General features: G+C 73.2%; 19 protein-coding genes. 7 read left to right on the top strand and 12 right to left on the bottom strand.

Annotated elements, in window-relative coordinates:
- Positions 1-141: 141 nt before the first annotated feature.
- From aceE to ACIBK8_RS14255, 6 genes are all read right to left on the bottom strand, one after another.
- Entirely contained in the window at positions 142-2,805 is a 2,664-nt protein-coding gene (gene aceE / locus ACIBK8_RS14280; protein WP_399042054.1) for a pyruvate dehydrogenase (acetyl-transferring), homodimeric type, read from the bottom strand.
- A 220-nt stretch (positions 2,806-3,025) separates the two neighbouring features.
- Entirely contained in the window at positions 3,026-3,649 is a 624-nt protein-coding gene (locus ACIBK8_RS14275) for a GntR family transcriptional regulator (RefSeq protein WP_393679654.1), read from the bottom strand.
- 257 nt (positions 3,650-3,906) lie between these two features.
- Positions 3,907-5,640: a 2-oxoglutarate dehydrogenase, E2 component, dihydrolipoamide succinyltransferase gene (gene sucB, locus ACIBK8_RS14270; RefSeq protein WP_399042053.1), complete on the bottom strand. Its 1,734-nt coding sequence runs from the start codon at positions 5,638-5,640 to the stop codon at positions 3,907-3,909.
- A 93-nt stretch (positions 5,641-5,733) separates the two neighbouring features.
- Positions 5,734-7,122, bottom strand: a complete 1,389-nt coding sequence (gene lpdA / locus ACIBK8_RS14265; protein ID WP_399042052.1) for a dihydrolipoyl dehydrogenase — start codon at positions 7,120-7,122, stop codon at positions 5,734-5,736.
- Between the two features lie 326 nt (positions 7,123-7,448).
- On the bottom strand, positions 7,449-9,002 hold the full coding sequence (locus ACIBK8_RS14260; RefSeq protein WP_399042051.1) for a leucyl aminopeptidase: 1,554 nt from the start codon (positions 9,000-9,002) through the stop codon (positions 7,449-7,451).
- 347 nt (positions 9,003-9,349) lie between these two features.
- A complete protein-coding gene (locus ACIBK8_RS14255) occupies positions 9,350-10,171 on the bottom strand; it encodes an adenosylcobinamide-GDP ribazoletransferase (protein WP_399042050.1) in 822 nt (273 codons plus the stop codon).
- Positions 10,172-10,247: 76 nt separating this feature from the next.
- Between ACIBK8_RS14255 and ACIBK8_RS14250 the strand changes: the two genes are divergently transcribed.
- Positions 10,248-10,985 carry a hypothetical protein gene (locus ACIBK8_RS14250; protein ID WP_399042049.1) on the top strand — a complete coding sequence of 246 codons (738 nt, stop codon included), beginning with the start codon at positions 10,248-10,250 and terminating at the stop codon, positions 10,983-10,985.
- Here ACIBK8_RS14250 and ACIBK8_RS14245 read toward each other — a convergent pair.
- From ACIBK8_RS14245 to ACIBK8_RS14230, 4 genes are all read right to left on the bottom strand, one after another.
- Entirely contained in the window at positions 10,960-11,667 is a 708-nt protein-coding gene (locus ACIBK8_RS14245; protein WP_399042048.1) for a hypothetical protein, read from the bottom strand. The genes ACIBK8_RS14250 and ACIBK8_RS14245 overlap by 26 nt on opposite strands.
- A 382-nt stretch (positions 11,668-12,049) precedes the next feature.
- The gene (gene cobT / locus ACIBK8_RS14240; protein WP_399042047.1) at positions 12,050-13,096 is read right to left on the bottom strand and encodes a nicotinate-nucleotide--dimethylbenzimidazole phosphoribosyltransferase; all 1,047 of its coding nucleotides are present in this window, start codon (positions 13,094-13,096) and stop codon (positions 12,050-12,052) included.
- Positions 13,097-13,220: 124 nt separating this feature from the next.
- Complete coding sequence (locus tag ACIBK8_RS14235; protein ID WP_399042046.1) at positions 13,221-14,042, bottom strand: class I SAM-dependent methyltransferase; 822 nt, start codon at positions 14,040-14,042, stop codon at positions 13,221-13,223.
- A gap of 62 nt (positions 14,043-14,104) precedes the next feature.
- Positions 14,105-15,448, bottom strand: coding sequence for a bifunctional adenosylcobinamide kinase/adenosylcobinamide-phosphate guanylyltransferase (locus tag ACIBK8_RS14230; protein ID WP_399042045.1), 1,344 nt, complete (start codon positions 15,446-15,448; stop codon positions 14,105-14,107).
- Between the two features lie 159 nt (positions 15,449-15,607).
- Between ACIBK8_RS14230 and ACIBK8_RS14225 the strand changes: the two genes are divergently transcribed.
- A complete protein-coding gene (locus ACIBK8_RS14225) occupies positions 15,608-15,814 on the top strand; it encodes a hypothetical protein (protein WP_399042044.1) in 207 nt (68 codons plus the stop codon).
- Positions 15,815-15,904: 90 nt separating this feature from the next.
- On the opposite strand, the gene ACIBK8_RS14220 is transcribed toward ACIBK8_RS14225, so the two are convergent.
- Together ACIBK8_RS14220 and ACIBK8_RS14215 are read right to left on the bottom strand one after the other, a co-directional pair.
- Entirely contained in the window at positions 15,905-16,618 is a 714-nt protein-coding gene (locus ACIBK8_RS14220) for a class I SAM-dependent methyltransferase (protein ID WP_399042042.1), read from the bottom strand.
- A 71-nt stretch (positions 16,619-16,689) separates the two neighbouring features.
- A complete protein-coding gene (locus ACIBK8_RS14215; protein ID WP_393679635.1) occupies positions 16,690-17,286 on the bottom strand; it encodes a DUF3043 domain-containing protein in 597 nt (198 codons plus the stop codon).
- A gap of 284 nt (positions 17,287-17,570) precedes the next feature.
- Between ACIBK8_RS14215 and ACIBK8_RS14210 the strand changes: the two genes are divergently transcribed.
- From ACIBK8_RS14210 to ACIBK8_RS14190, 5 genes are all read left to right on the top strand, one after another.
- Positions 17,571-18,368: a PspA/IM30 family protein gene (locus tag ACIBK8_RS14210; protein ID WP_393679634.1), complete on the top strand. Its 798-nt coding sequence runs from the start codon at positions 17,571-17,573 to the stop codon at positions 18,366-18,368.
- Between the two features lie 55 nt (positions 18,369-18,423).
- Positions 18,424-18,702 carry a hypothetical protein gene (locus tag ACIBK8_RS14205; RefSeq protein ID WP_399042041.1) on the top strand — a complete coding sequence of 93 codons (279 nt, stop codon included), beginning with the start codon at positions 18,424-18,426 and terminating at the stop codon, positions 18,700-18,702.
- A gap of 104 nt (positions 18,703-18,806) precedes the next feature.
- Complete coding sequence (locus tag ACIBK8_RS14200) at positions 18,807-20,099, top strand: sensor histidine kinase (RefSeq protein ID WP_399042040.1); 1,293 nt, start codon at positions 18,807-18,809, stop codon at positions 20,097-20,099.
- Positions 20,096-20,782, top strand: a complete 687-nt coding sequence (locus tag ACIBK8_RS14195; RefSeq protein ID WP_393679629.1) for a response regulator — start codon at positions 20,096-20,098, stop codon at positions 20,780-20,782. Before ACIBK8_RS14200 ends, ACIBK8_RS14195 begins: the two co-directional genes overlap by 4 nt.
- Positions 20,783-20,935: 153 nt before the next feature.
- Positions 20,936-24,100 carry an efflux RND transporter permease subunit gene (locus ACIBK8_RS14190; protein ID WP_399042039.1) on the top strand — a complete coding sequence of 1,055 codons (3,165 nt, stop codon included), beginning with the start codon at positions 20,936-20,938 and terminating at the stop codon, positions 24,098-24,100.
- Positions 24,101-24,169 lie beyond the last annotated feature (69 nt).

Here is a 24,169-nt window from a genome sequence, read left to right as displayed (position 1 = left end):
CCCGTGCGAAGATCCCGGGCGCGGTGGTGATCTCCGCACGGGAGCCGGGTGAGCGGCCCGGCGCGGCGCCGTGGGGCGCGCGCCGCGGACACGCTCGGATCGGGCGGGCGGCTCCCGGTGTCGGCCGGGGCCGCCCACAGCTCACAGGCCGTAGCGCTGCCTGGCCTCCTTGACGGTCTCCGGCTTGACCTCGCCGCGGCGGGCCAGCGCGGCCAGCGCCTGGACGACCACCGACTGCGGGTCGACACCGAAGTGCCGGCGGGCCGCGTCACGGGTGTCGGACAGGCCGAAACCGTCGGTCCCGATGGAGACCCAGTCCTGCTCGACCCACGGCGCGATCTGGTCGGGGACCGCCCGCATCCAGTCGCTGACCGCCACGACCGGGCCGGGCGCACCGGCGAGCGCGCGGGTCACGTACGGCACCCGGTCCTCGCCGTTCAGCCGGGCCTCGTCGCAGGCCAGCGCGTCGCGGCGGAGCTCCGTCCAGGACGGCGCCGACCAGACGGCGGCGGCGACGCCCCAGTCGGCGGCCAGCAGCTGCTGCGCCTCCAGGGCCCAGTGGATCGCGGTGCCGGACGCCAGCAGCTGCATCTTCGGGCTGTCGGCGGCCGGGCTCGCGGCCTCCTGGTAGCGGTAGAGGCCGCGCAGGATGCTCTCCTCGTCCACGCCCGCGGGCATGGCCGGCTGCACCTTGGTCTCGTTGTAGACCGTCAGGTAGTAGAAGACGTCCTCGGGGTTCTCGCCGTACATCCGGCGCAGACCCTCCTTGACGATCACCGCCACCTCGTACGCGAACGCCGGGTCGTAGGAGAGCGCCGCCGGGTTCGTCGAGGCGATCAGGTGCGAGTGGCCGTCCGCGTGCTGGAGGCCCTCGCCCGTCATCGTCGTACGGCCCGCGGTGGCGCCGATGACGAAGCCGCGGCCCAACTGGTCGGCGAGCGCCCAGAATTGGTCGGCGGTGCGCTGCCAGCCGAACATCGAGTAGAAGATGTAGAACGGGATCATCGGCTCGCCGTGCGTCGCGTACGACGTCGCGGCGGCGGTGAAGTCGGCCAGCGAACCGGCCTCGGTGATCCCCTCGTTGAGGATCTGGCCGTCCGTGGCTTCCTTGTACCAGAGGAGCTGGTCGCGGTCGACGGGGTCGTACGTCGCGCCCTTGGGGGAGTAGAGCCCCGCCGTCGGGAAGAGCGACTCCATGCCGAAGGTGCGGGCCTCGTCGGGGACGATCGGCACCCAGCGCCTGCCGGTCTCCTTGTCCCGCATCAGGTCCTTGACCAGCCGGACGAACGCCATGGTGGTGGCGATCTCCTGGCTGCCCGAGCCCTTCTTCAGCGCGTCGAAGATCTTGTCGGCGGGCATCGGCAGCGGCTTGGCCGCCACCGTGCGGGCCGGCGCGGGACCGTCCAGGGCCGCCCGGCGCTCGCGCAGGTAGACCATCTCGGGGGAGTCGTCGGCGGGACGCCAGTACGGGACGAGGTCGCCTTCCAGGGCGCTGTCCGGGATCGGCAGCTCCAGGAGGTCGCGCATGGTGCGGAACTCCTGCATGGTCAGCTTCTTCATCTGGTGGTTGGCGTTACGCGACTCGAAGCCCGTGCCGAGGGTGTGGCCCTTGACGGTCTGCGCCAGGATGACGGTCGGCGCGCCCTTGTGCTCGACGGCGGCCCGGTAGGCGGCGTACACCTTGCGCGGCTCGTGACCGGCGCGTGAGGTCTGGAACAGCTCCAGCAGCGTCGCGTCGGAGAGCGAGTCGCCCAGCGCGCGCAGCGAGGGCTCGGCGCCGAAGAAGTGCTCGCGGAGGTAGGCGGCGTCGCGGGTCGCGTAGGTCTGGAACTGCGCGTCGGGCGTCTCCCGCAGCCGGCGCAGCAGCGCGCCGTCCGTGTCGAGGGCGAAGATCTCGTCCCACGCCTGGCCCCACAGGGCCTTGACGACGTTCCAGCCCGCCGCGCGGAACTGGGACTCCAGCTCCTGCACGATCTTGTAGTTCGGGCGGACCGGGCCGTCCAGGCGCTGGAGGTTGCAGTTGATGACGAAGGTGAGGTTGTCCAGGCCCTCGCGGCCGGCCAGCGCCAGTGCGGCGGTCGACTCGGGCTCGTCCATCTCGCCGTCACCCAGGAACGCCCATACGTGGGAGTTCGCGGTGTCCTTGATGCCGCGGTGCTTCAGGTAGTGGTTGAAGCGCGCCTGGTAGATGGCGGAGAGCGGGCCCAGGCCCATGGAGACGGTGGGGAACTCCCACAGCCAGGGCAGGCGGCGCGGGTGCGGGTACGAGGGCAGGCCCTCGCCGCCGGCCTCCTGGCGGAAGTGGTCCAGCTGCTCCTCGGTCAGACGGCCTTCGAGGAAGGCGCGGGCGTAGATGCCGGGGGAGGCGTGGCCCTGGATGTAGAGCTGGTCGCCGCTGCCGTCCCCCTCCTTGCCGCGGAAGAAGTGCTGGAAGCCGGTCTCGTAGAGCCAGGCGGCCGACGCGAAGGTGGCGATGTGGCCGCCGAGTCCGAGCTTGGAGCCGCGGGTGACCATGGCGGCGGCGTTCCAGCGGTTCCAGGCGGTGATCCTGGCCTCCATCGCCTCGTCGCCCGGGAAGGCGGGCTCGGCGGAGGTCGGGATGGTGTTGGTGTAGTCCGTCTCCAGCGGTGCGAGGTGCGGAGCCGCGGTGTGCTCCAGGGCCCTTCGCATCAGGTACGCGGCACGCTGCGGGCCCGCTGCCTGGGTGACGGCATCGAGCGACTCGCGCCACTCGGCCGTCTCCTCCGGGTCGCGGTCCGGGAGCTGGTCGAGCTGGCTGTACGGCAGGCGCACGGGATCGGGCATGGGTGGCCCCTTTCCGGACAGAGAGGGAATGCGGGTTCGGCAGGCATTCGGCAGGCAGGGGTGTCGCGCCCCACCGAGCGACGATACGCCTCTGATCGATGATCGATCAACGCACTCCGGAGGTATCGCCCAAAGTCGGCACAGCGTGCCCGCGTGACGGGCACCGCGTGCCACGTGAAGGGGCGTCAGGCCCGCGACGGAACGCCCCCGGGACTCCCGCTCAGACCCGCGGGGCGCAGCTCAGTACGTGGGCCTTGAGCAGCGTGCCGATCTTCGGGTCGCGGCGCCGGAACGCGTCCACCAACTCCTGGTGGTCCTGCGCGTGCGACCGCGGCTCGGGGCTGAACCAGCGGATCGACAGCGTCGTCCACACCTCGATGCCCAGCGACTCCCAGGTGTGCAGCAGCACGGCGTTCCCGGCCGCCCGCACGATCTCCCGGTGGAAGGCCACGGTGTGTCTGACCTGCTCCTCCCCGTCGGCCGTCAGGTCCGCCTCGCGCAGGGCCGCCACCTCGCGCTCCAGCCGCGTGGTGTCCGCCGCCAGCCGCCCGGCCGCCAGCTCCGCCGCCACCTGCTCCAGGCCGGCCCGCACCGGGTAGCTCTCCTTCAGGTCGTCGGCGGTCAGATTCCGCACCCGTACGCCCTTGTTGGGCGCCGACTCGATCAGCTGGAGCGACTCCAGCTCGCGCAGCGCCTCGCGCACCGGCGTCTGGCTGACCTCCAGCTCCACCGCGATCCGCCGCTCCACGATCCGTTCGCCGGGCTGCCACCGGCCGCTGACGATCCCCTCAAGGATGTGCTCGCGGATCTGCTCGCGCAGCGAATGGACGACGGGCGGGGTCATGACGTGCTCCTCGCGGGTGGGGTGGTGACGGAGACGATACGGGGCGTGGCCACCGCCCGACCGGGTCCGCGGGCCCGATTCACACGTGGTTCTGCTCACTGCCGGTGCGTCCGGCACCCCGGACTGCCGCCTATTTCCGGGCATTTGACCCGTAAGGGCCGTCCCCGGTGCCGCCCTGCGCGGTCCCGGTACGCGAGTGGCCCCGCCCGGACGGATCCGGGCGGGGCCACTCGTGCGGTGCGCTGTCAGCGCGTCGTTCAGAGACCGATCTCGGTCTCGAACTCGGCGGCTTCCAGGATCTGCTTGACCGTGGTCAGGTAACGGGCGGCGTCCGCGCCGTCCACCAGACGGTGGTCGTAAGAGAGCGCCAGGTAGGTCATGTCCCGGATGGCGATGGTCTCGCCGAGGTCGGGGTGGTTGATGACCACGGGGCGCTTGACGGTGGCACCGATGCCCAGGATGCCGACCTGGTTCGGCGGCACGATGACCGTGTCGAACAGGGCGCCGCGCGAACCGGTGTTGGAGATGGTGAAGGTCGCGCCGGCCAGGTCGTCCGGGGTGATCTTGTTGGAGCGGACCTTGCCCGCCAGATCCGCGGTCTTCTTGGCGATACCGGCGATGTTGAGGTCGCCCGCGTCCTTGATGACCGGGGTCATCAGGCCCTTCTCCGCGTCCACCGCGATACCGATGTTCTCGGTGTCGAAGTAGGTGATCGTGCCCTCGTCCTCGTTGATCCGGGCGTTGACGACCGGGTGGGCCTTCAGCGCCTGGACGGCGGCCTTGACGAAGAACGGCATCGGCGAGAGCTTGACACCCTCGCGGGCGGCGAAGGCGTCCTTGGCCTTGTTGCGCATCCGCATGATCGCGGTGATGTCGACCTCGACGACCGAGGTGAGCTGCGCCTGGCTGTGCAGGGCCTTCATCATGTTGTCGCCGATGACCTTGCGCATCCGCGGCATCTTGACGGTCTGACCGCGCAGCGGGGAGACCTCGAGGGCGGGGGCCTTCGAGACGGCGGCGGCCGGGGCGGCCGGTGCCGGTGCGGCGGCCTTGGCGGCGGCTGCGGCCTCGATGACGTCCTGCTTGCGGACGCGGCCACCGACGCCGGTGCCCTTGACCGTGGCGAGGTTGACGCCGTTCTCCGCGGCGAGCTTGCGCACCAGCGGGGTGACGTACGCGCCGTCGCCCTCACCCGCGGCCGGAGCCGGGGTGACCGGGGCCGGCGCGGGGGCCGGAGCCGGTGCCGGTGCCGGTGCCGGGGCGGCCGGAGCAGCCGGGGCGGCCGGGGCGGCGGGCGCGGGCGCCGGAGCGGCCGGTGCCGGTGCCGGGGCGGGCTCGGGCTGGGCGGCCGGTGCCGGGGCGGCCGGGGCGACGGCGGGGGCCGCGGCCTGGTCCGCCGAACCGATGACGGCGAGCTTGGCGCCGACCTCGGCGGTCTCGTCCTCGCCGACCACGATCTCCAGCAGGGTGCCGGAGACCGGCGCCGGGATCTCGGTGTCGACCTTGTCGGTGGAGACCTCAAGGAGGGGCTCGTCGGCCGAGACCTCCTCGCCGACCTCCTTCAGCCAGCGGGTGACGGTGCCCTCGGTGACGCTCTCGCCGAGCGCGGGGAGCACGACGTCGGTGCCCTGGGCGCCGCCTGCGGGGGCGGCGGCAGGGGCCGGTGCCTCGGCCGCGGGGGCCGGGGCGGGCTCGGGCTGGGCGACCGGGGCCTCGGCGGCGGCCGGAGCCGGCGCCTCGGCGGGCGCGCCGCTGCCGTCGTCGATGAGGGCCAGCTCGGCGCCGACCTCCACGGTCTCGTCCTCGGCCACCTTGATGGAGGAGAGGATGCCGGCGGCCGGCGCGGGGATCTCGGTGTCGACCTTGTCGGTCGACACCTCGAGCAGCGGCTCGTCGGCCTCGACGCGTTCACCCTCGGCCTTGAGCCAGCGGGTGACGGTGCCCTCGGTGACGCTCTCGCCGAGCGCCGGAAGGGTTACGGAAACCGCCATGGTTTCTGTTGCTCCTAACGGATGGGGTTTCCCCTGCCCGAACGGTGTCGGGACGGCGGGGAAGTGCGGATGTGGTCGCGCCCGGGACTGGGGTCAGTCGTGGGAGTGGAGGGGCTTGCCGGCCAGGGCCAGGTGGGCCTCCCCGAGAGCCTCGTTCTGCGTCGGGTGGGCGTGCACGAGCTGCGCCACCTCGGCCGGCAGAGCCTCCCAGTTGTAGACCAGCTGGGCCTCACCGACCTGCTCGCCCATACGGTCACCGACCATGTGGACGCCGACCACGGCACCGTCCTTGACCTGGACGAGCTTGATCTCGCCCGTGGTCTTGAGGATCTTGCTCTTGCCGTTGCCCGCGAGGTTGTACTTGAGTGCGACGACCTTGTCGGCGCCGTACAGCTCCTTGGCCTTCGCCTCGGAGATGCCCACCGAGGCGACCTCGGGGTGGCAGTACGTCACGCGCGGCACGCCGTCGTAGTCGATCGGCACGGTCTTGAGACCGGCCAGCCGCTCCGCCACCAGCATGCCCTCGGCGAAGCCGACGTGCGCGAGCTGGAGGGTGGGAACGAGGTCACCGACGGCCGAGATGGTCGGCACGTTGGTCTGCATGTACTCGTCGACCAGGACGTAGCCGCGGTCCATCGCGACGCCCTGCTCCTCGTAGCCGAGGCCCGCGGAGACCGGCCCGCGGCCGATCGCGACCAGCAGCACCTCGGCCTCGAAGGTCTTGCCGTCGGCGAGGGTGACCTGCACGCCGTCGGCGGTGTACTCGGCCTTGTCGAAGAAGGTGCCGAGGTTGAACTTGATGCCGCGCTTGCGGAAGGCCCGCTCCAGCAGCTTGGAGCTGTTCTCGTCCTCGACCGGGACGAGGTGCTTGAGGCCCTCGATGATGGTCACGTCGGTGCCGAAGGACTTCCACGCCGAGGCGAACTCGACGCCGATGACGCCGCCGCCCAGGACGATCGCGGACTTCGGCACGCGGTCCAGCGTCAGCGCGTGGTCCGAGGAGATGATCCGGTTGCCGTCGATCTCCAGGCCCGGCAGCGACTTCGGCACGGAGCCGGTCGCCAGCAGGACGTGGCGGCCCTGCACACGCTGGCCGTTGACGTCGACGGAGGTCGGGGAGGAGAGCTTGCCCTCACCCTCGATGTAGGTCACCTTGCGCGAGGCGATCAGACCCTGGAGGCCCTTGTACAGGCCCGAGATGACCTCGTCCTTGTACTTGTGGACCGCCGCGATGTCGATGCCCTCGAAGGTGGCCTTGACACCGAACTGCTCGCTCTCGCGCGCCTGGTCGGCGATCTCGCCGGCGTGCAGCAGCGCCTTCGTGGGGATGCAGCCGTTGTGCAGGCAGGTACCGCCGACCTTGCCCTTCTCGATCAGGGCGACGTCCAGGCCCAGCTGCGCCCCGCGCAGGGCAGCGGCGTAACCGCCGCTACCGCCTCCGAGGATCACTAGGTCGAAAACGGTGCTGGCGTCGTTCGCCACGTCACGTCCTCCATGCATGGGTACGCCGGAGCCGGTCTCCGATGACCGGGCGGCGGCTGTGGTTCGGCCGCTTTTAACTTCGGCCCTGGGTAAGGGGGGCCCTGTCCTGCCAAGAACCCATCTTCGCACTTGTTCCACGAAGCTGGGACGGCGGGCCGGGCCAGGAGGCGCCCGACGGGCCGCCTTCCGGGGTTACTCGTGCGTAATGGCGTGCGGATTTCGTTGAGGGCGAACGCGGCCCCCGCGCACACCGGGGGCACACCGACGGCCCCGGGCGGTGCGCCCGGGGCCGTACGGACAAATCAGGCGAGCGGGACGGGTGCCCGTCAGCCGAGGTCGCCCGACGCGGTGCGCTCGGCCAGCCGCACCAGGGTGCGCACGGCGGAGCCGGTGCCGCCCTTGTGGGTGTAGCCGAACGGGGCGCCCTCGTGGAAGGCCGGGCCCGCGATGTCCAGGTGGGCCCAGGTGATGCCCTCGCCGACGAACTCCTTCAGGAAGAGTCCGGCGACCAGGCCGCCGCCCATCCGCTCGCCCATGTTGGCGATGTCGGCGACCGTGGAGTCCATGCCCTTGCGCAGCTCGGCGGGCATCGGCATCGGCCAGGACTGCTCGCCGACCTCTTCCGAGATCTCGTGGATCGTGGTACGGAACGCCTCGTCGTTGGCCATGATGCCGAAGGTGCGGTTGCCCAGCGCCAGCACCATCGCGCCGGTCAGCGTCGCGACGTCCACGATCGCGTCCGGCGACTCCTCCGACGCGCGGGTCAGCGCGTCGGCCAGCACCAGCCGGCCCTCGGCGTCGGTGTTGAGCACCTCGACCGTCTTGCCGCTGTACATGGTCAGCACGTCACCGGGGCGGACGGCGTTGCCCGACGGCATGTTCTCGGCGAGCGCCAGCCAGCCGGTGACGTTCACCTCCAGGCCGAGCCGGGCGGCGCAGGTCACCGTGGCGAAGACCGCGGCGGCGCCGCTCATGTCGCACTTCATGGTCTCGTTGTGGCCGGCCGGCTTGAGCGAGATGCCGCCCGAGTCGTAGGTGATGCCCTTGCCGACCAGTGCGAGGGTCTTGGCCGCCTTGGGGTGCGTGTAGGCGAGGCGCACCAGGCGCGGCGGGGCGTCCGCGCCCTGGCCGACACCGATCAGGCCGCCGTAGCCGCCCTTCTTGAGCGCCTTCTCGTCCAGCACCTCGATCTTGAGGCCGAACTCCTTGGCCGCGGCCTGCGCCTCGGCGGCGAAGGACTTCGGGTTGAGGTCGTTGGGCGCCATGTTGATCAGGTCGCGGGCGCGGTTGATCTCCGCGGCCAGCGCCTGGGCGCGCTCGGCGGCGGCCTTGAACTCCTTGTCGCGCGGCTTGCCGCCGATGAGCGCGATCTCCGCGAGCGGCGCCGACGCGCTGTCGCCGCCCTTCGCGGCCTTCGCGCCCTTCGCGCTCTTCTTCGCGCCGTTGGTGCGGTACGCGGTGAAGGCGTACGCGCCGAGCAGTGCGCCCTCGGCGACCGCGGCGGCGGCCTCGGCGTCCTCCAGGGGCAGCGCGAAGCCGGCCTTCTTGGTGCCGGTCAGTGCGCGGGCCGCGCTGCCCGCGGCGCGGCGCAGCGTTTCGTTGTCGTAGGCGTCGCCCTTGGCGGGCGCCGCGCCGAGGCCGACCGCGATCACGACCGGAGCCTTGAGGCCACCGGCTGCGGGCAGCTTGGTCACCTCGCCCTCGGCACCCGTCGCGCCGAGGGTCTCCAGGACGGCGGCGAGCTTGCCGCCGAACGCCTCGTCCACGGCTTCGGCGCCGGGGGCGGGCACGACGCTTTTGGCGCCCTTGGCCACTCCCACGACGACAGCATCCGCGCGCGCCGTTGCGGCGGAAGAAGTACTGAGGGTCAGTGCAGTCACGGTGATGAAAGTCCTGTTCCGTCCGGGGATCCGTTCGCGCTCGGGGCGCTGCTGCGGCCGAGCCTACGCTCGGCGGGCCCGCGAGGCGCCGGGTGCGGCCGGGCGGGAGCGGTGCGCCGAGGGGGTCGGGGCGGTGCCCGTGGGGCCCAACAGGGCGTCCGGGGCAGGGGAGTTGCGGTGATCCGTACGGATTTGCCACGGGGGTGGGAAGAGGAGGGTTCACCGGGTATCCACCCGGAATGAGACCCGTGCCACAAGGGGTGTCCGGGTGAGGCGGTGTCACCGTGCCTCCTGTGGCGGGCCGGTCGGCCCGGCGCAACCCGGAGTGGCCCCGCCCCCGGCCTGCTTCAGCCCAGCGCCAGGACGACCAGCGCCGTCAGCCCCGCGGTCTCCGCGAGCGCGCCGAACACGTCGCCCGTCACCCCGCCGAACCGCCGCAGGCAGTGCCGCAGCAGCAGCTCGGACGCGGTCAGCGCGAGCAGCGCCGCCACCCCCACGTGCACCGCGCCGTACGGCGAGGACAGTGCGCCGGCCGCCGCGCAGGCGGCGACCGCCAGCGCGGCGCACAGCAGCCCGGCGCGCACCGGTACGGTCCCGGCCACGACGGCGCCCAGGCCCTCGGGGCGGGCGGCCGGTACCCCCCGCCGGGACGCCAGGGTCAGCGCGCAGCGGGCGCAGACCCCGGCGACGGTGGCGGCCACGGCGCCCGGCACCCAGCCCGTCGCGTACAGCTCGGCCAGCGCGGCCACCTGGGCCAGCAGTGTGAACAGCAGCGTCAGGACGCCGAACGGGCCGATGTCGGACTGCTTCATGATGCGCAGCGCCTGCTCGGCGGGTTTCGCGCTGCCCAGTCCGTCGGCGGTGTCGGCGAGGCCGTCCAGGTGCAGTCCGCGGGTGAGTGCGGCGGGCACCGCGGCGCTGCCGACCGCGGCCAGCAGCGGCCCGCCGCCCAGCGCCAGCAGCACCCCGCCGAGTGCGGCGGACAGGAGTCCGGCCACCAGTCCGGCGAGCGGCGCGCAGAGCATCCCGCCGCGCGCGGTCGCCCGGTCCCAGCGGCGCACCCGCACCGGCAGCACCGTCAGCGTCCCGAAGGCGAAGCGCAGCGCGTCACCGGGCCCCGGGGCGGCGGGGGGTGCGGCGTCGGCGGCGGGGTCGGGCGCGTCGGTCATCGCGGCAGGCTATCCCGGCGCACCCGGCGGTAAATTGCCCAAACCCATCAATCGCGACATATGTGGAGCATGTGGCATGGGTCACTGGTGGTTCCGGAACATCGTCGAACCCGGGAAGCTGCCCCTGCTGCTGGCCCTCGCCGCGTTCGTGCTGACCTTCGCCGCCACCCGGGCCGTCACCCGCCTCATCCGCGCGGGGAAAGGGCCGTTCCGCAACGTCACCCCGGGCGGTGTGCACGTCCACCACGTCGTCCCCGGTGTCTGCCTGATGGTCGTCGGCGGCTTCACCGCCATCGCCGGCGGGCGGCAGGGCGTCGGCTCCGGGATCGCCGCCGTGCTGTTCGGCGCGGGCGCGGGGCTCGTCCTGGACGAGTTCGCGCTGATCCTGCACTTCGACGACGTCTACTGGACCGAGGAAGGCACCAAGAGCGTCGAGGTCGTCATCGTCACCGCCGCGCTGGTCGCCCTGATCCTCGGCGGCTTCCTGCCGTTCGGCGTCGACGAACTGGGGCCCGGCGAGGCCCGCGACCGGCTGAACGTCGTCCGCACCGTCGGCCTCAACTTCCTCCTCGCCCTCATCGCCCTCGCCAAGGGGAAGGTCAGGATGGCGGTCATCGGCGTGGTCGTGCCGTTCGTCGCGCTTGTCGGTGCCGTCCGGCTCGCCCGCCCCAACTCGCCCTGGGCCAGGCGCTGTTACCGCCGCCGCCCCCGGGCGCGGGCCCGCGCCGTGGTCCGCGCGCGGCGCCACGACCGGCGCTGGTCGGGACTGCGCCGCAAGGCCGAGCACCTCATCGGGGGTGCTCCGAGCCGCTGACGCACGGGGCGGGCGCCGCCGCGCGCCGCCGGTGGACCAGCTCCCACCCCGCGCACACCAGCAGCATCGCCGCCACCGCCGCGATGTGCTCCTTGCCCGCCAGGTTGTTCTTGATGAACAGCACCTCGCCGACCATCGCCACCACCACCGCCGCACACGTCACCCGCGCGCGGTAGCGCCAGCACACGAACACCGCGAGGCCCACCACGGCCGCCGAAGGACCCGTGTCGACCACCAGCGCCTCCCCGGGCGGCAGCCCGAGCGGATGGCCGGGCCCGAGGGCGATGCCGAGCCGCGCGTACAGCGTCCCGGCGAGCGTCGCCGTGTACGCGAGCGCCAGCGTCCAGCGCCGGCCCAGCGCGATCTCGGCGACGCCGAACACCACAAGCACCTGCGCGAGCGCGCCCCACACCGGCAGGTCGAGCGCCGGGACGAACAGCGACAGCGGGGTGCGCAACAGGGCCAGCCACAGCGGCGCTTCGGCGTACACCGCGCCCAGATCCTGCACCGGCCGATAGCCCCACGGCTGGTTCTGCACGAACTGGAGGACCAGCGTCAGCGCCACCGAGGCGAGCGTCAGCGGGATCGCCCGCAGCTTCCGCGCCGCCAGCGCCGCCCGCACACACCGCAGCAGCGGCCCCCACTCGGCGCGTACGGCGCGACGCAGGGCCGGCTCGCTCATCGGGTGCTCTCCAGGTGCTCACGGCCGCACCACTCCGGCAGGCCGGGCCGCCCGGGAAAGCCGCCGGCGCCGTCGCCGCGCCGCACGGTGCGCTGACCACCGAGCATGGACCGGGGCCCCGGGGACGGCCGGTATTTCGCCGGGGCGCGGAAGAGCGAATCGATGGCACACCACCGGGAGACGGAACGAAGCGGCACGCGCACCGGATGCGCCGCCGGGCCCGCGGGCCGCGCACCGCGTACCAAGACGCCGCCGCGCGCCACCGCGTTCACCCGCCGCCGCGTGACCTCCGCCTCGCCGAAGCCCCCGGCCCCGCCGTCCCCCGTACCCGTCCGGCGCACGCCGACCGCCCCCTCCGTGTCGTGGTCAGGAGGGGCGCAGCTCAGTCACGCACCGGCAGTTCCGCCGCCAGGTCCGCCGCCGCCCGCACCAGCGGCAGCGCCAGCAGGGCGCCGGTCCCCTCGCCCGCTGTGACGCCGTGATCGAGCAGCGGGTTGAGCGCGATCCGGTCCAGCGCCTTGGCCTGGGCCGGCTCCCCGCTGCGCTGCCCGGCCAGCCACCAGTCCGGCGAACGGAACGCCACCCGCTGCGCCACCAGGGCACACGCGGCCGAGACCACCCCGTCCAGGATCACCGGCGTACGGCGCACCGCGCTCTGGAGCAGGAAGCCGGTGATCGCGGTCAGGTCGGCGCCGCCGACGGTGGCCAGCAGCGCCAGCGGGTCGCCGAGCGCAGGACGGGCCCGGCGCAGCGCGTCCCGGATCGCGGCGCACTTGCGCATCCAGGCCAGGTCGTCGAGACCGGCCCCGCCGCGCCCGGTGACCACCGAGGCGTCCGTGCCGCACAGCGCGGCGATCAGGGTGCTCGCCGCGGTGGTGCCGCCGACGCTGAGATCGCCCAGCACCACCATGTCCGTACCGGCGTCCGCCTCCTCGTCGGCCACCGCCATGCCGGCCCGGAACGCGGCCTCGGCCTCCTCGGCCGTCAGCGCGTCCTCGGTGTCGATCCGGCCCGAGCCGCGGCGCACCCGGTGCCGGGTGACGTCCCCGGGCAGCTCGTCGGCGTCGCAGTCCACCGCCATGTCGATCACCCGCACCTGGACCCCGGCGCCACGGGCCAGCACGGCGGTCGCGCTCGCGCCCTCCAGCGTGGCCCGCACCAGGTCAGCGGTGCCGCCCGCGGGACGGCTCGACACCCCGAGACCGGCCACGCCGTGGTCGCCGGCGAACAGCAGCACCCGCGGCTGCCCGAGGGGCCGCACCGGTACCCGCTGCTGGGTGGCGGCCAGCCAGTCACCCAGCTCGTCGAGGCGGCCGAACGCCCCGGGCGGCACGGCCAGGCGCGCCCGCCGCTCCTCGGCGTCGCGGCGCGCACCGCCGTCGGGGCGCTCGATCAGGTGGGCGAAGTCATCGAGGTTCAGGGCGCTCATTGGGCGCAGATTACCGGCAACCGCCCGACGGCGAGCCGGCCGGCAAGGACGCAGCCGCACCGGAGCGGATCACGGGCCGCCGCGCGCACACCGGGCGGGCAGCTCGGACGCCACCGGGCACGCCCTACGCCCTGCCGAACCGCACCTCGCACACCAGGGGCGTCCACGACCGCAGCACCGGGAACCGCTGCCCGTACGCCCCGGCAGCGCCCGGCAGCGCGCCCCGCCCGCCCGGCAGCGGCAGCTCGCGCACCGCGGTGATCGCCGGGTGCAGCGCGGCGACCGCGGCCAGCTGACCGCGGTCCAGGCCCCAGCGCACCGGCGCGGGCCACCGGCCGCCGGACAGCGCGGTGCAGCGGCTGCTGAGGGTGGCCGCCCGGTGCGGCAGCGCGTCGAAGACCAGCGCGCCGCCCGGCAGTTGCCCGGCACACGCCGCCAGCAGCTCCCGCACCTCCTGCGGGGCCAGCCGCACCGGCAGCCCAGGAGCGGTCACGATCACCCCGCGCTCCGGTGCGCACACCGCGTCCAGCCAGCCGTTGCCGTGCTCGGGACGGACCACGGTGCGCCGTCTGGCACCGTCGGGCAGCAGCATCCGGCGCACCGCGGCGGTCCGCGGCGACAGCACCGAGAGCCACTGCAACCGCCCGTTGTCCAGGCGCCAGTAGCCGGTGCCGAGCCCCTCGCCCAGCGCCACCACGGTCGCTTCGGGGTGCCGCGCCACATAGGCCCGTACGGCCGCGTCGAAGCAGCGGGCGCGCGGGCCCGACCGCCTGACCCCCGGCGGGTCGACGGAGTCGGCGCGCCCCGCCCGGCCGAACGGGTCATCGGGGTCGGGGGCCCACCGGCCCGCGTCCGGGCGGGCCCGCAGCACGGTGCGGGACGGGGCACCGGGCGCGGCGGCGCGCCCGTCGGGCGATGCGGTTCCGGTCAGCTCGGATTCGGTCACGGCTCAAGAGCACCTGCAGCCGGGCCCCCGGGCAAGCGGACACGGGCCCCCGCGGCCCTCCGTCATCCGCGCAGCGCAAGCGGCTGGCCCGCGACGACCAGCAGCAGCTGCTCGCACTCGGCCCCGAACGCCGCGTTGAGCCGCCCCAGTTCGTCCCGGAACCTGCGGCCCGCCGCGGTCGCAGGCACCACACCGGAACCGACTTCGTTGCTGACCGCCACCACCGGCCTGCGGGTCGCCCGGACGGCCGCCACCAGCGCGTCCGTGCGCTCCCGCAGCGCCTGCCTGCCGGTCGCCTCCCACGTCGCGTCGTCCCAGGCCCCCACCTCGTCCATGACGTGCGTCAGCCACAGCGCCAGGCAGTCGATGAGCAGCGGCGACGAGTCGAAGACCCGCATCGCCCCGTCGTCGCCGCCCGACCCGGCGCGCCGTCCGGTGCCCGGCTCCCTGACGGGGCCGTGGAGGGGCCCGCCGGACGCGTCGCGCAGGCCGCCGTCGGTCAGCAGCGGCACCAGGTCGCAGGTCTCCGCGGTCCGCCAGCTGCCGGGGCGCCGCTCGCGGTGCAGCGACACCCGCTCCGCCCATTCCGCGTCCCCGTCACGGGTGCCGCCGGTCGCCACGTACAGCACGTCGGGAAAGGCCGCCAGGCGCCGCTCGGCCTCCGCCGACTTGCCGCTGCGCGCCCCGCCGAGCACCAGGGTGCGGCGCGGCAGATCGGGCACCGCGTGGTACTCGCCGACCAGCAGCGTCCCGCCGTCGGGCACCGCACGCGCGCCCGCGGCCGCCAGCCTGCGGTGCAGTTCGGGCCCCGGCGGCACGTCGTGGTCGAGATGCACGGCGACCACGTCCGTCGCCGCGTCCACCGCCCCGCTCGCCCGCAGCCTGGCCAGCGCGTCAGGGCGCCCCAGCACGTCCAGGAGCACCAGGTCGTACGGCCCGGGGCCGCCCATCGCCTCGTAACCGCCGCCCGCCGCCGTGCCGTTGCCGAGGCCCGCGGGCGCCGCGCCGGGCGGCAGGTACAGCAGCCGTTCACCGCCGCTCCCGGTGATCTCGTACCCGGTGCCGGGGATGTCCACGGCGACGGCCCGCACCCGGTGGCCGTCGAGCAGCGCCAGCTCCCGCCCGTCGGCGACCCGGCCCGGCTGCGGCAGCCCGGCCGGCACCTCCAGGACGGGACCGTCGTGCGGGTGCGAGAGCAGCACCTGCCGGACACCGGTGAGCGACCGGCCCGCGCGGGCGGCGGCGAAGGCCGGGCCCGGGGTCAGGTCGATGAGCAGCGCGCCGTCGATGAGCAGTGCCGTCGCCGCCCGCGCCGCATCGCCCACGGCGGTGGCGCAGGCCGCACACGGGCAGCCGGGGCGCGGCAGCCCCTGGGGGGCTCCGGTGCCGAGCAGAGTCAGTTCCACCCGCCGATTTTCCCCCGGCCCGGACGGGGCAGCGCGCCGGGGGACCTCTCGACACGGCCGTTAGGCTGCTGATCAGCACGACAGCACGGCACGGCGGGGCGCGCAGCGCACGGCCCGCCGTGGCCCAGGAACGTACTCGGTGGGATCCAGGAGGCGGACATGGCGTGGACGTGGCGGTTCGAGAAGGCGGACGGTACGCAGACGGCGCCCGCGGTGCAGCCGGAGGAATTCACGACGCAGGGGGACGCCGAATCCTGGGTCGGTGAGGAATGGAAGGCGCTGCTCGACGGCGGCGTGGACCAGGTCAGGCTCTTCGAGGACGACACGGAGGTCTACGCGGGGCCGATGAGCCTGCACGCCGACTAGCTCAGGTCCGCAGAAACGACGCAGAGACGACGGTGCCCGCAGGCCGGAAGGTCTGCGGGCACCGTGCGTTGTGGCGTGTGTGGTGGGGCGTCAGCCGCCCCGTACCCCGCACAGGTGCAGCTGCCCGGCGACCGCGCGGTACGGATCGGTGCGCCCGGCACGGTCCTCGGCGGCCAGCAGCAGCTCCCGCCTGCGGGCGGCGTCCGGGCCGCCCTGCGCCGGAACCTGCGCACCGTCCGGAGCACCGCCGAACACCCGCACGCCGTACCAGCTCTGCAACGGCGCCCCGATCCCGGCGAGCGTCGTGGTCAGCGCGTCCAGCCGGCCGGCCCGCGCGGGGGATTCGAGGGCCGCGAGCGCGGCGTTCCAGTCGCCCGCGAGACCGGGGCGCATCGCGGCTGCGTCGGCGTTCCGCACGACCAGGGACAGCAGCCCGCCGGGGGCCAGCACCCTGGCAAGTCCCGCCAGCAGCGCGTCCGGGTCCTTGGCGTCGCTCAGCACGCCGTGGCAGAGCACGACGTCGAACGACCCCGGCAGGAAGTGCACGCCGGTCTCCCGGCCGTCGGCCTCGACCAGACGCACGCGTTCGCGTATGCCGTCCGGCTCACCGGCCAGCACCGCACGGACCCGTGCCAGCGGCGCGGGGTCGGACTCCAGACCCGTGACGTGATGGCCCGCGCGGGCCAGCCGCAGCGCCTGGAAGCCGTCGCCGACACCGGCGTCAAGCACCCGCAGCCGCTGCCCCACGGGGAACCGCGCGGCGATCTGCTCCTCGACCTGCCGCGCGACCAGCTCCTGGCCCACGCCCCCCGGCACACCCGCGGGCGCGCCGGGCCGTTCGCCGACCTGTCCGACAGGCCGGGCCTCGGTCGCGGTCAGGGCCGCTCTCCGCGCTTGACCTGCGGCTTGGGCAGCCGCAGCCGGCGCATCTGGAGGGTGCGCATCACCGCGTACGCCTTGACGCCCTTGAGGTTCTCCTGGGGGAAGCGCTCCTGCAGCCGCTTGCCGAGCCGGATCCAGATGGTGATCGAGTCCAGCACGATCAGCACGATGATCACGAGCCAGAGCAGCAGTGCGATGTTCTGGATCTGCGGCACCCGCACCATGGTGAGCGCCAGGATGATCACGGCCATCGGCAGGAAGAACTCGGCGACGCACCAGCGCGAGTCGACGAAGTCACGGGCGAACCTGCGCACCGGGCCCTTGTCGCGGACGGGCAGATAGCGCTCGTCCCCACTGGCCATGGCCTCGCGCTGCTTGGCCATGTCGGCACGACGGGCATCTCGCTGGGCCTTCGACGCCTCCTTGCGGTTGGTCGGCGTCTGAGCGCGCGAGCGGCGCTGCGACTGGGCGTCGCTGCGCTTCGGCGTCGGGCGGCCTTTGGGGGCCTGCGGGTCGCGGGGCTGCTGGGGCTGGTCCGCGGTCACCTTGGCGGTCGCGGCCTGCTCATCCTTCGAACGGCTTCGGAACACAACACCCAAGGGTACGGGGTCGGCGGGCGAAGCCGACGGTCCGAGGGGCACGATCCGGCAACGGAGTCGCCCTGTTCCGGGTGCCGTACCGGGACAGAGCGGACCGGATGACGCCCCCCGGGGCACCTTCTACTCCCTGCGCCGGAGAGCCGATCGTCCTGGAGGAGGAGCGCATCCGGGTCCGAACAGTGCGGTAATGGAACCAGGGCCCGTAGTGTGGGGTCTGTAGGTGTGCTGGAGTCCAAGCCCGATGTAACTCGGTCAGAAGGGGGCGCGCGAGGCCCATGAGCGGTGTCATGAAGCGGATGGGGATGATCTTCCGCGCGAAGGCCAACAAGGCCCTGGACCGGGCCGAGGATCCGCGCGAGACCCTCGATTACTCGTACCAGAAGCAGCTGGAGCTGCTTCAGAAGGTACGCCGGGGCGTCGCCGACGTGGCGACCTCCCGCAAGCGCCTGGAGCTGCAGCTCAACCAGCTCCAGGGGCAGTCGTCCAAGCTGGAGGACCAGGGGCGCAAGGCCCTCGCGCTCGGCCGGGAGGACCTCGCCCGCGAGGCGCTGTCCCGCCGCAGCGCGCTGCAGCAGCAGGTCACGGACCTGGAGTCGCAGCACCAGACTCTCCAGGGCGAGGAGGAGAAGCTCACCCTCGCCGCGCAGCGGCTGCAGGCCAAGGTCGACGCCTTCCGTACGAAGAAGGAGACCATCAAGGCCACGTACACCGCGGCCCAGGCGCAGACCCGGATCGGCGAGGCGTTCTCCGGCATCTCCGAGGAGATGGGCGACGTCGGCATGGCCATCGAGCGCGCCGAGGACAAGACCGCGCAGATGCAGGCGCGGGCCGGCGCGATCGACGAACTGCTGGCGTCGGGCGCCCTGGACGACCCGACCGGCATGGCCAAGGACGACATCACCGCCGAACTGGACCGGCTCTCCGGCGGCAGCGACGTCGAGCTGGAACTCCAGCGGATGAAGGCCGAGCTGGCCGGCGGCCCGTCCGCGGGCAAGCAGGCCATCGAGGGCGGCCAGGGTGCCCAGGGGCAGCCCGCGCCGCAGCAGGACCAGCCGCGTTTCGACAAGCAGTGACCCGCACCTGCGGTTAGCCTCACAGCACCGCAGGACCGGACCGAGGGAGACCGTCGTGATCGTACGGATCATGGGGGAGGGCCAGGTGAAGCTGGACGACGCCCACTTCACCGAGCTGAACAAGCTGGACGACGAGCTGCTCGACGAGATGGAGAGCGGCGACGAGACCGGCTTCCGCACCACCTTGGCCGCACTGCTCGACGCGGTGCGCCGGCTGGGCACACCACTGCCCGACGACTCCCTGGAGCCGTCCGAGCTGATCCTGCCGGCTCCCGAGGCCACGCTCGACGAGGTCAGGGAAATGCTCAGCGACGACGGCCTCATCCCCGGCTGAACGGCCCGGCCCGCGACACGCAGGCAGGACCCCGCCGCCACTCCAGCGCACGGCGGACGGCGCCCCGGCTCCCTTACGGGACCGGGGCGCTACCGTTTGCTCTCGTGACCTCCCTCGACCCCGGCCGGGACGCGCGCCGCGCCGCCCGCCCGCGCCGGCACCGGACGCACCCGCTGGCGTTCGACGCCGCCGTGGCCGCCTGCGTCTTCGCGGCCATCCTGGTCGGCGCGGTGGCCGAGCTGCACCGCCCGAACGGCCCGCGCTTCGACCGCGAGCTGTCCCCGGCCACCGTCGTCCTCGCCGCGCTCGCCTGCCTCCCGCTGGTCGCCCGCCGCCGGTGGCCCCGCACGGTGCTCGCCGCGGTCGGTGTGGTGACCATCGTCCAGCTCGTCGGCCAGACGTCCGCACCGCGCGCGCCGGTCGTCGCAGCCGCCGTCGTCGCCCTGTTCACCCTCGCCGCGCGCACCGACCGCTCCACCACCTGGCGGCTCGGCGCCCTGACCGCCGTCGTGCTGACCGCGGCGGCGATGCTCTACGGGCCGCGCCCCTGGTACGCGCAGGAGAACCTCGCGATCTTCGCCTGGGCGGGCATGGCGGCAGCCGCGGGGGACGCGGTGCGCAGCCGCCGCGCCTACATCGACGCCATCCGTGAGCGCGCCGAACGCGCCGAGCGGACCCGCGAGGAGGAGGCCGGGCGCCGGGTCGCCGAGGAGCGGATGCGGATCGCCCGCGAACTGCACGATGTCGTCGCGCACCACATCGCGCTGGTCAACGTCCAGGCAGGCGTCGCGTCCCACGTCATGGACAGCCGCCCCGACCAGGCCAAACAGGCGCTGGCTCACGTCCGCGAGGCGTCCAGGTCGGCGCTCGACGAACTGCGCGCCACCGTCGGCCTGCTGCGCCAGTCCGACGACCCCACGGCCCCGACCGAGCCCGCGCCAGGACTCGGCGTCCTGGACCAGCTCATCGACGGATTCACCCGCGCAGGACTGCCCGTCGAGCTGGAGGCGCCGCAGACCTCCCAGGGGCTGCCCGCGTCCGTCGACCTCACCGCCTACCGCATCGTCCAGGAGGCGCTGACCAACGTCCGCAAGCACGCGGGCGACGGCGCGCGGGCGACCGTCCGCATCATCCGCACCGAGGCCACGCTGACGGTGACCGTGCTCGACGACGGCGCGGGGCGCCCCGCCGTGCCCCACCGGCGCCAGGAGCCCGGCACCGGGGAAGGCGACGGCGCGCCGCGGGAGAGCGGCGGCGGCCACGGTCTGATCGGGATGCGCGAGCGGGTCCACGCGCTGCGCGGCACGGTCGTGACCGGGCCGCGGGCCACCGGAGGTTTCCAGGTGCGGGCGACGCTTCCCCTGCACACCGCCCGTACGGGAGAGTCCACGACATGACGATCAAGGTGCTGCTCGCCGACGACCAGACGCTGCTGCGCAGCGCGTTCAAGGTGCTGGTCGACTCCGAACCCGACATGGAGGTGGTGGGCGAGGCGTCCGACGGCGCCCAGGCGTACGAGATGGCCCGCGCGAGCGCGCCCGACGTGGTCCTGATGGACATCCGGATGCCCGGGGTCGACGGTTTCGCCGCCACCCGCATGATCAGCGAGGACCCGCAGCTCACCGGCGTACGGGTGGTGATCCTGACGACGTTCGAGGTGGACGACTACGTCGTGCAGTCGCTGCGGGCGGGCGCCAGCGGCTTCCTCGGCAAGGGCGCCGAGCCCGACGAGCTGATCGCCGCGATCCGGATCGCGGCGGCCGGCGAGGCGCTGCTGTCACCGGCGGCGACCAAGGGCCTGATCGCCAAGTTCCTCGCGCAGGGCGGGAGTTCGGCCGACGACGGGCCGCCGGGCGCGGGCGCCGAGCGGCTGGCGAGCCTGACCGGCCGGGAGCGTGAGGTGCTGGCGCTGGTCGCGGGCGGTCTGTCCAACGACGAGATCGCCGAGCAGCTGGCGGTCAGCCCGCTGACGGTGAAGACCCATGTGAACCGCGCGATGGCCAAGCTCGGTGCCCGCGACCGGGCCCAGTTGGTGGTCATCGCGTATGAAACCGGACTTGTACGCCCACGGGTGCAGTGAGGGTGCGGACCCCGTACTCCGAACGCTGTACGCACCGGTGAGCGGAAACCGACCTGCGAGCGAGGAAAACCGGCCGGGCCATGGCCGAAGGTGTAGGTGGGCATCGCAGTGCCCGCCCGCCGCCGTTCTCAGAACAGAAGAGAGACCCCACCCATGGCCTGGCTGTCCCGACTCAGCCTCGTACAACGGGGCCTGATAGCCCTGATGGCGGTCGTCGCGATCGCCTTCGGCGCCATCGCGATCCCGCAGCTCAAGCAGCAGCTCCTGCCCTCCATCGATCTCCCCATGGTGTCCGTGATGGCGCCGTACCAGGGGGCTTCGCCCGACGTCGTCGAGAAGCAGGTGATCGAGCCGCTGGAGGACGGTATCCAGGCGGTCGACGGCCTCAAGGGCGTCACCTCGACGGCGAGCGAGGGCTCGGGCGTCGTGATGGCGCAGTTCGACTACGGCAACGACTCCAAGGCGCTGGTCGCCGACGTCCAGCAGGCCGTCAACCGGGCCCGCGCCAAGCTGCCCAAGGACGTCGACCCGCAGGTCGTGGCCGGTTCGACGGACGACCTCCCCACCGTCGTCCTCGCCGTGTCATCCGCCGACCAGGACCAGCAGACGCTCGCCGACAAGCTGGACCGCAGCGTCGTGCCCGACCTGAAGAACATCGACGGCGTCGGCCAGGTGTCGGTCAGCGGCGTCCAGGACCGCGTCGTCGCCGTCACCCCCGACGACAAGAAGCTCGCCGCGGCCGGACTGTCCGCGTCCGCGCTCGGGCAGGCGCTGGAGGCGGGCGGCACGTCGGTGCCCGCCGGCTCGTTCGCCGAGGACGGCAGGAACAAGACGGTCCAGGTCGGCGCGGGCTTCACCTCCGTCCAGCAGATCAAGGACCTGAGCGTCGCCCCGGCCCCCGCGGCCGGCGGCGCGGGCGCGGGTCACGCCGTCCGGCTCGGCGACGTGGCCACCGTCAAGCAGGAGTCGGCCACCCCGACCTCGCTGACCCGCACCAACGGCGAGCGCAGCCTGGCCGTTTCGGTGACGATGGACCAGGACGGCAGCGCCGTCGGCATCTCCGACGCGGTCAAGGACAAGCTCCCCAAGATCCGTCAGGATCTCGGCAAGGCGCAGGTCACGATCGTCTCCGATCAGGGCCCCGCGGTCTCCAAGTCGATCGAGTCGCTGACCACCGAGGGCCTGCTCGGCCTGATCATGGCCGTCGTCGTCATCCTGCTCTTCCTGCTCAGCCTGCGCTCGACGCTGGTGACCGCGGTCTCCATCCCGCTCTCGGTCGTCATCACGCTGATCGTGCTGTGGACCGGCGACCTCTCCCTCAACATGCTCACCCTCGGCGCGCTGACCATCGCGATCGGCCGCGTCGTGGACGACTCCATCGTCGTCCTGGAGAACATCAAGCGGCACCTGGGCTACGGCGAGGAGCGCCGCGAGGCCATCCTCGGCGCGGTCCGCGAGGTGTCCGGCGCGATCACCTCGTCCACTCTCACCACCGTCGCGGTGTTCCTCCCGATCGGTGTGGTCGGCGGCATGGTGGGCGCCCTGTTCGGCTCCTTCTCGCTGACCGTCGCGGTCGCCCTGCTGTCCTCGCTGCTGGTCTCCCTGACGGTCGTGCCGGTCCTGTCGTACTGGTTCCTGCGCACCCCGGAGATCCCCGAGGGCAGCGACCCGGAGCAACTCCGCCGCGAGGCCGAGGAGAAGGAGGCCCGCAGCGCGCTGCAGCGCCTGTACGTACCGGTGCTGCGCTTCGCCACCCGCCGCCGCGCCACCAGCGTGGTCATCGCCGTCGTCATCCTGCTCGGCACCCTCGGCATGGGTCCGCTGCTGAAGACCAACTTCCTCGACCAGGGCAGCCAGGACACCCTCAGCATCAAGCAGGAGCTGAAGCCGGGCACCAGCCTGGACGCGTCCGACGCGCAGGCCAAGAAGATCGAGAAGCTGCTGGCCGGCACGGACGCGGTCGAGGACTACCAGGTCACCGTCGGCTCCGCCGGAATCATGGCGGCGTTCGGCGGCGGCAGCGGCAGCAACCAGGCGACGTACCAGGTGAAGCTGGCCGACGACGCGGACTCCGACCAGGTCACCGACGAGCTGCGCACGGGTCTGGACAAGCTCGGCAAGGGCATCGGCGAGACCACCGTCACCGCGGGCGGCGGCTTCGGCAGCCAGGACCTGAGCGTGATCGTCAAGGCCGGTGACGCGGACGTGCTCAAGAAGGCCGCCGACCAGGTCAGGACCGCGGTGGCGGGCATCGACGACGTCACCGAGGTCCAGAGCGACCTCTCGCAGAGCGTGCCCCGGATCTCCGTCACCGCCAACGCCAAGGCGGCGGCGGCCGGTTACAGCCAGACCACGCTCGGCGCCGCCGTCGCCCAGGCCGTACAGGGCACCACCAGCGGCAAGGCGATCCTGGACAACACCGAGCGGGACGTCGTCATCAAGGCGGCCCACCCGGCCACCACACTCGCCGAGTTGAAGGCGCTGGACATCCCGACGCCGGGCGGCCCGGTCGAGCTGGGTGACATCGCCACCGTCAAGACGGTCCCCGGTCCCGTCAAGATGACCCGGATCGACGGCGCCCGCGCGGCGACGATCACCGCCAAGCCGGTCGGCGACAACACCGGAGCGGTCACCGCCGACCTCCAGAAGACGATCGGCGACCTGAAGCTGCCGCAGGGCGCGACCGCGGAGATCGGCGGCCTCTCGCAGGACCAGTCCGACGCCTTCTCCTCGCTGGGCCTGGCCATGCTGGCCGCCATCGCCATCGTCTTCATGCTGCTGGTGGGCACCTTCAGGTCCCTCGTCCAGCCGCTGATCCTGCTCGTCTCGATCCCCTTCGCGGCGACCGGCGCGATCGGCCTGCTGGTGGTCACCGGCACCCCGCTGGGTGTCCCGGCGATGATCGGCATGCTGATGCTGATCGGCATCGTCGTCACCAACGCCATCGTGCTGATCGACCTGATCAACCAGTACCGGGCCCAGGGGTACGGCGTCGTCGAAGCGGTCGTCGAGGGCGGCAGGCACCGGCTCCGGCCGATCCTGATGACGGCGCTCGCCACGATCATGGCGCTGCTGCCGATGGCCCTGTCCATCACCGGCGACGGAGGCTTCATCTCCCAGCCGCTCGCGGTGGTCGTGATCGGCGGCCTGATCACCTCCACCCTGCTCACCCTCCTCCTCGTCCCGACGCTCTACGCGGTCATCGAACTGCGCAAGGAACGCCGGGCGGCGAAGAAGGCGGCCAGGCACACCGGGAAGACCGGCACACCGGCCGCCGCGGAGGACGGCGACAGGACACCGGAGCCCGCCGGCGTCTGACCGGCGCCCCGCCGGAAGGAAGCACAGCCGGAAACGGCGCCCCCGCGAGCCGTCTCTTGCGGGGGCGTC

The sequence above is a fragment of the Streptomyces sp. NPDC050161 genome (genome assembly GCF_044460025.1).
In the GTDB taxonomy this organism is placed as follows: domain Bacteria; phylum Actinomycetota; class Actinomycetes; order Streptomycetales; family Streptomycetaceae; genus Streptomyces.
Note: the sequence above shows the minus strand (reverse complement) of the source record. Positions and strands in the feature narration are given on the sequence as shown.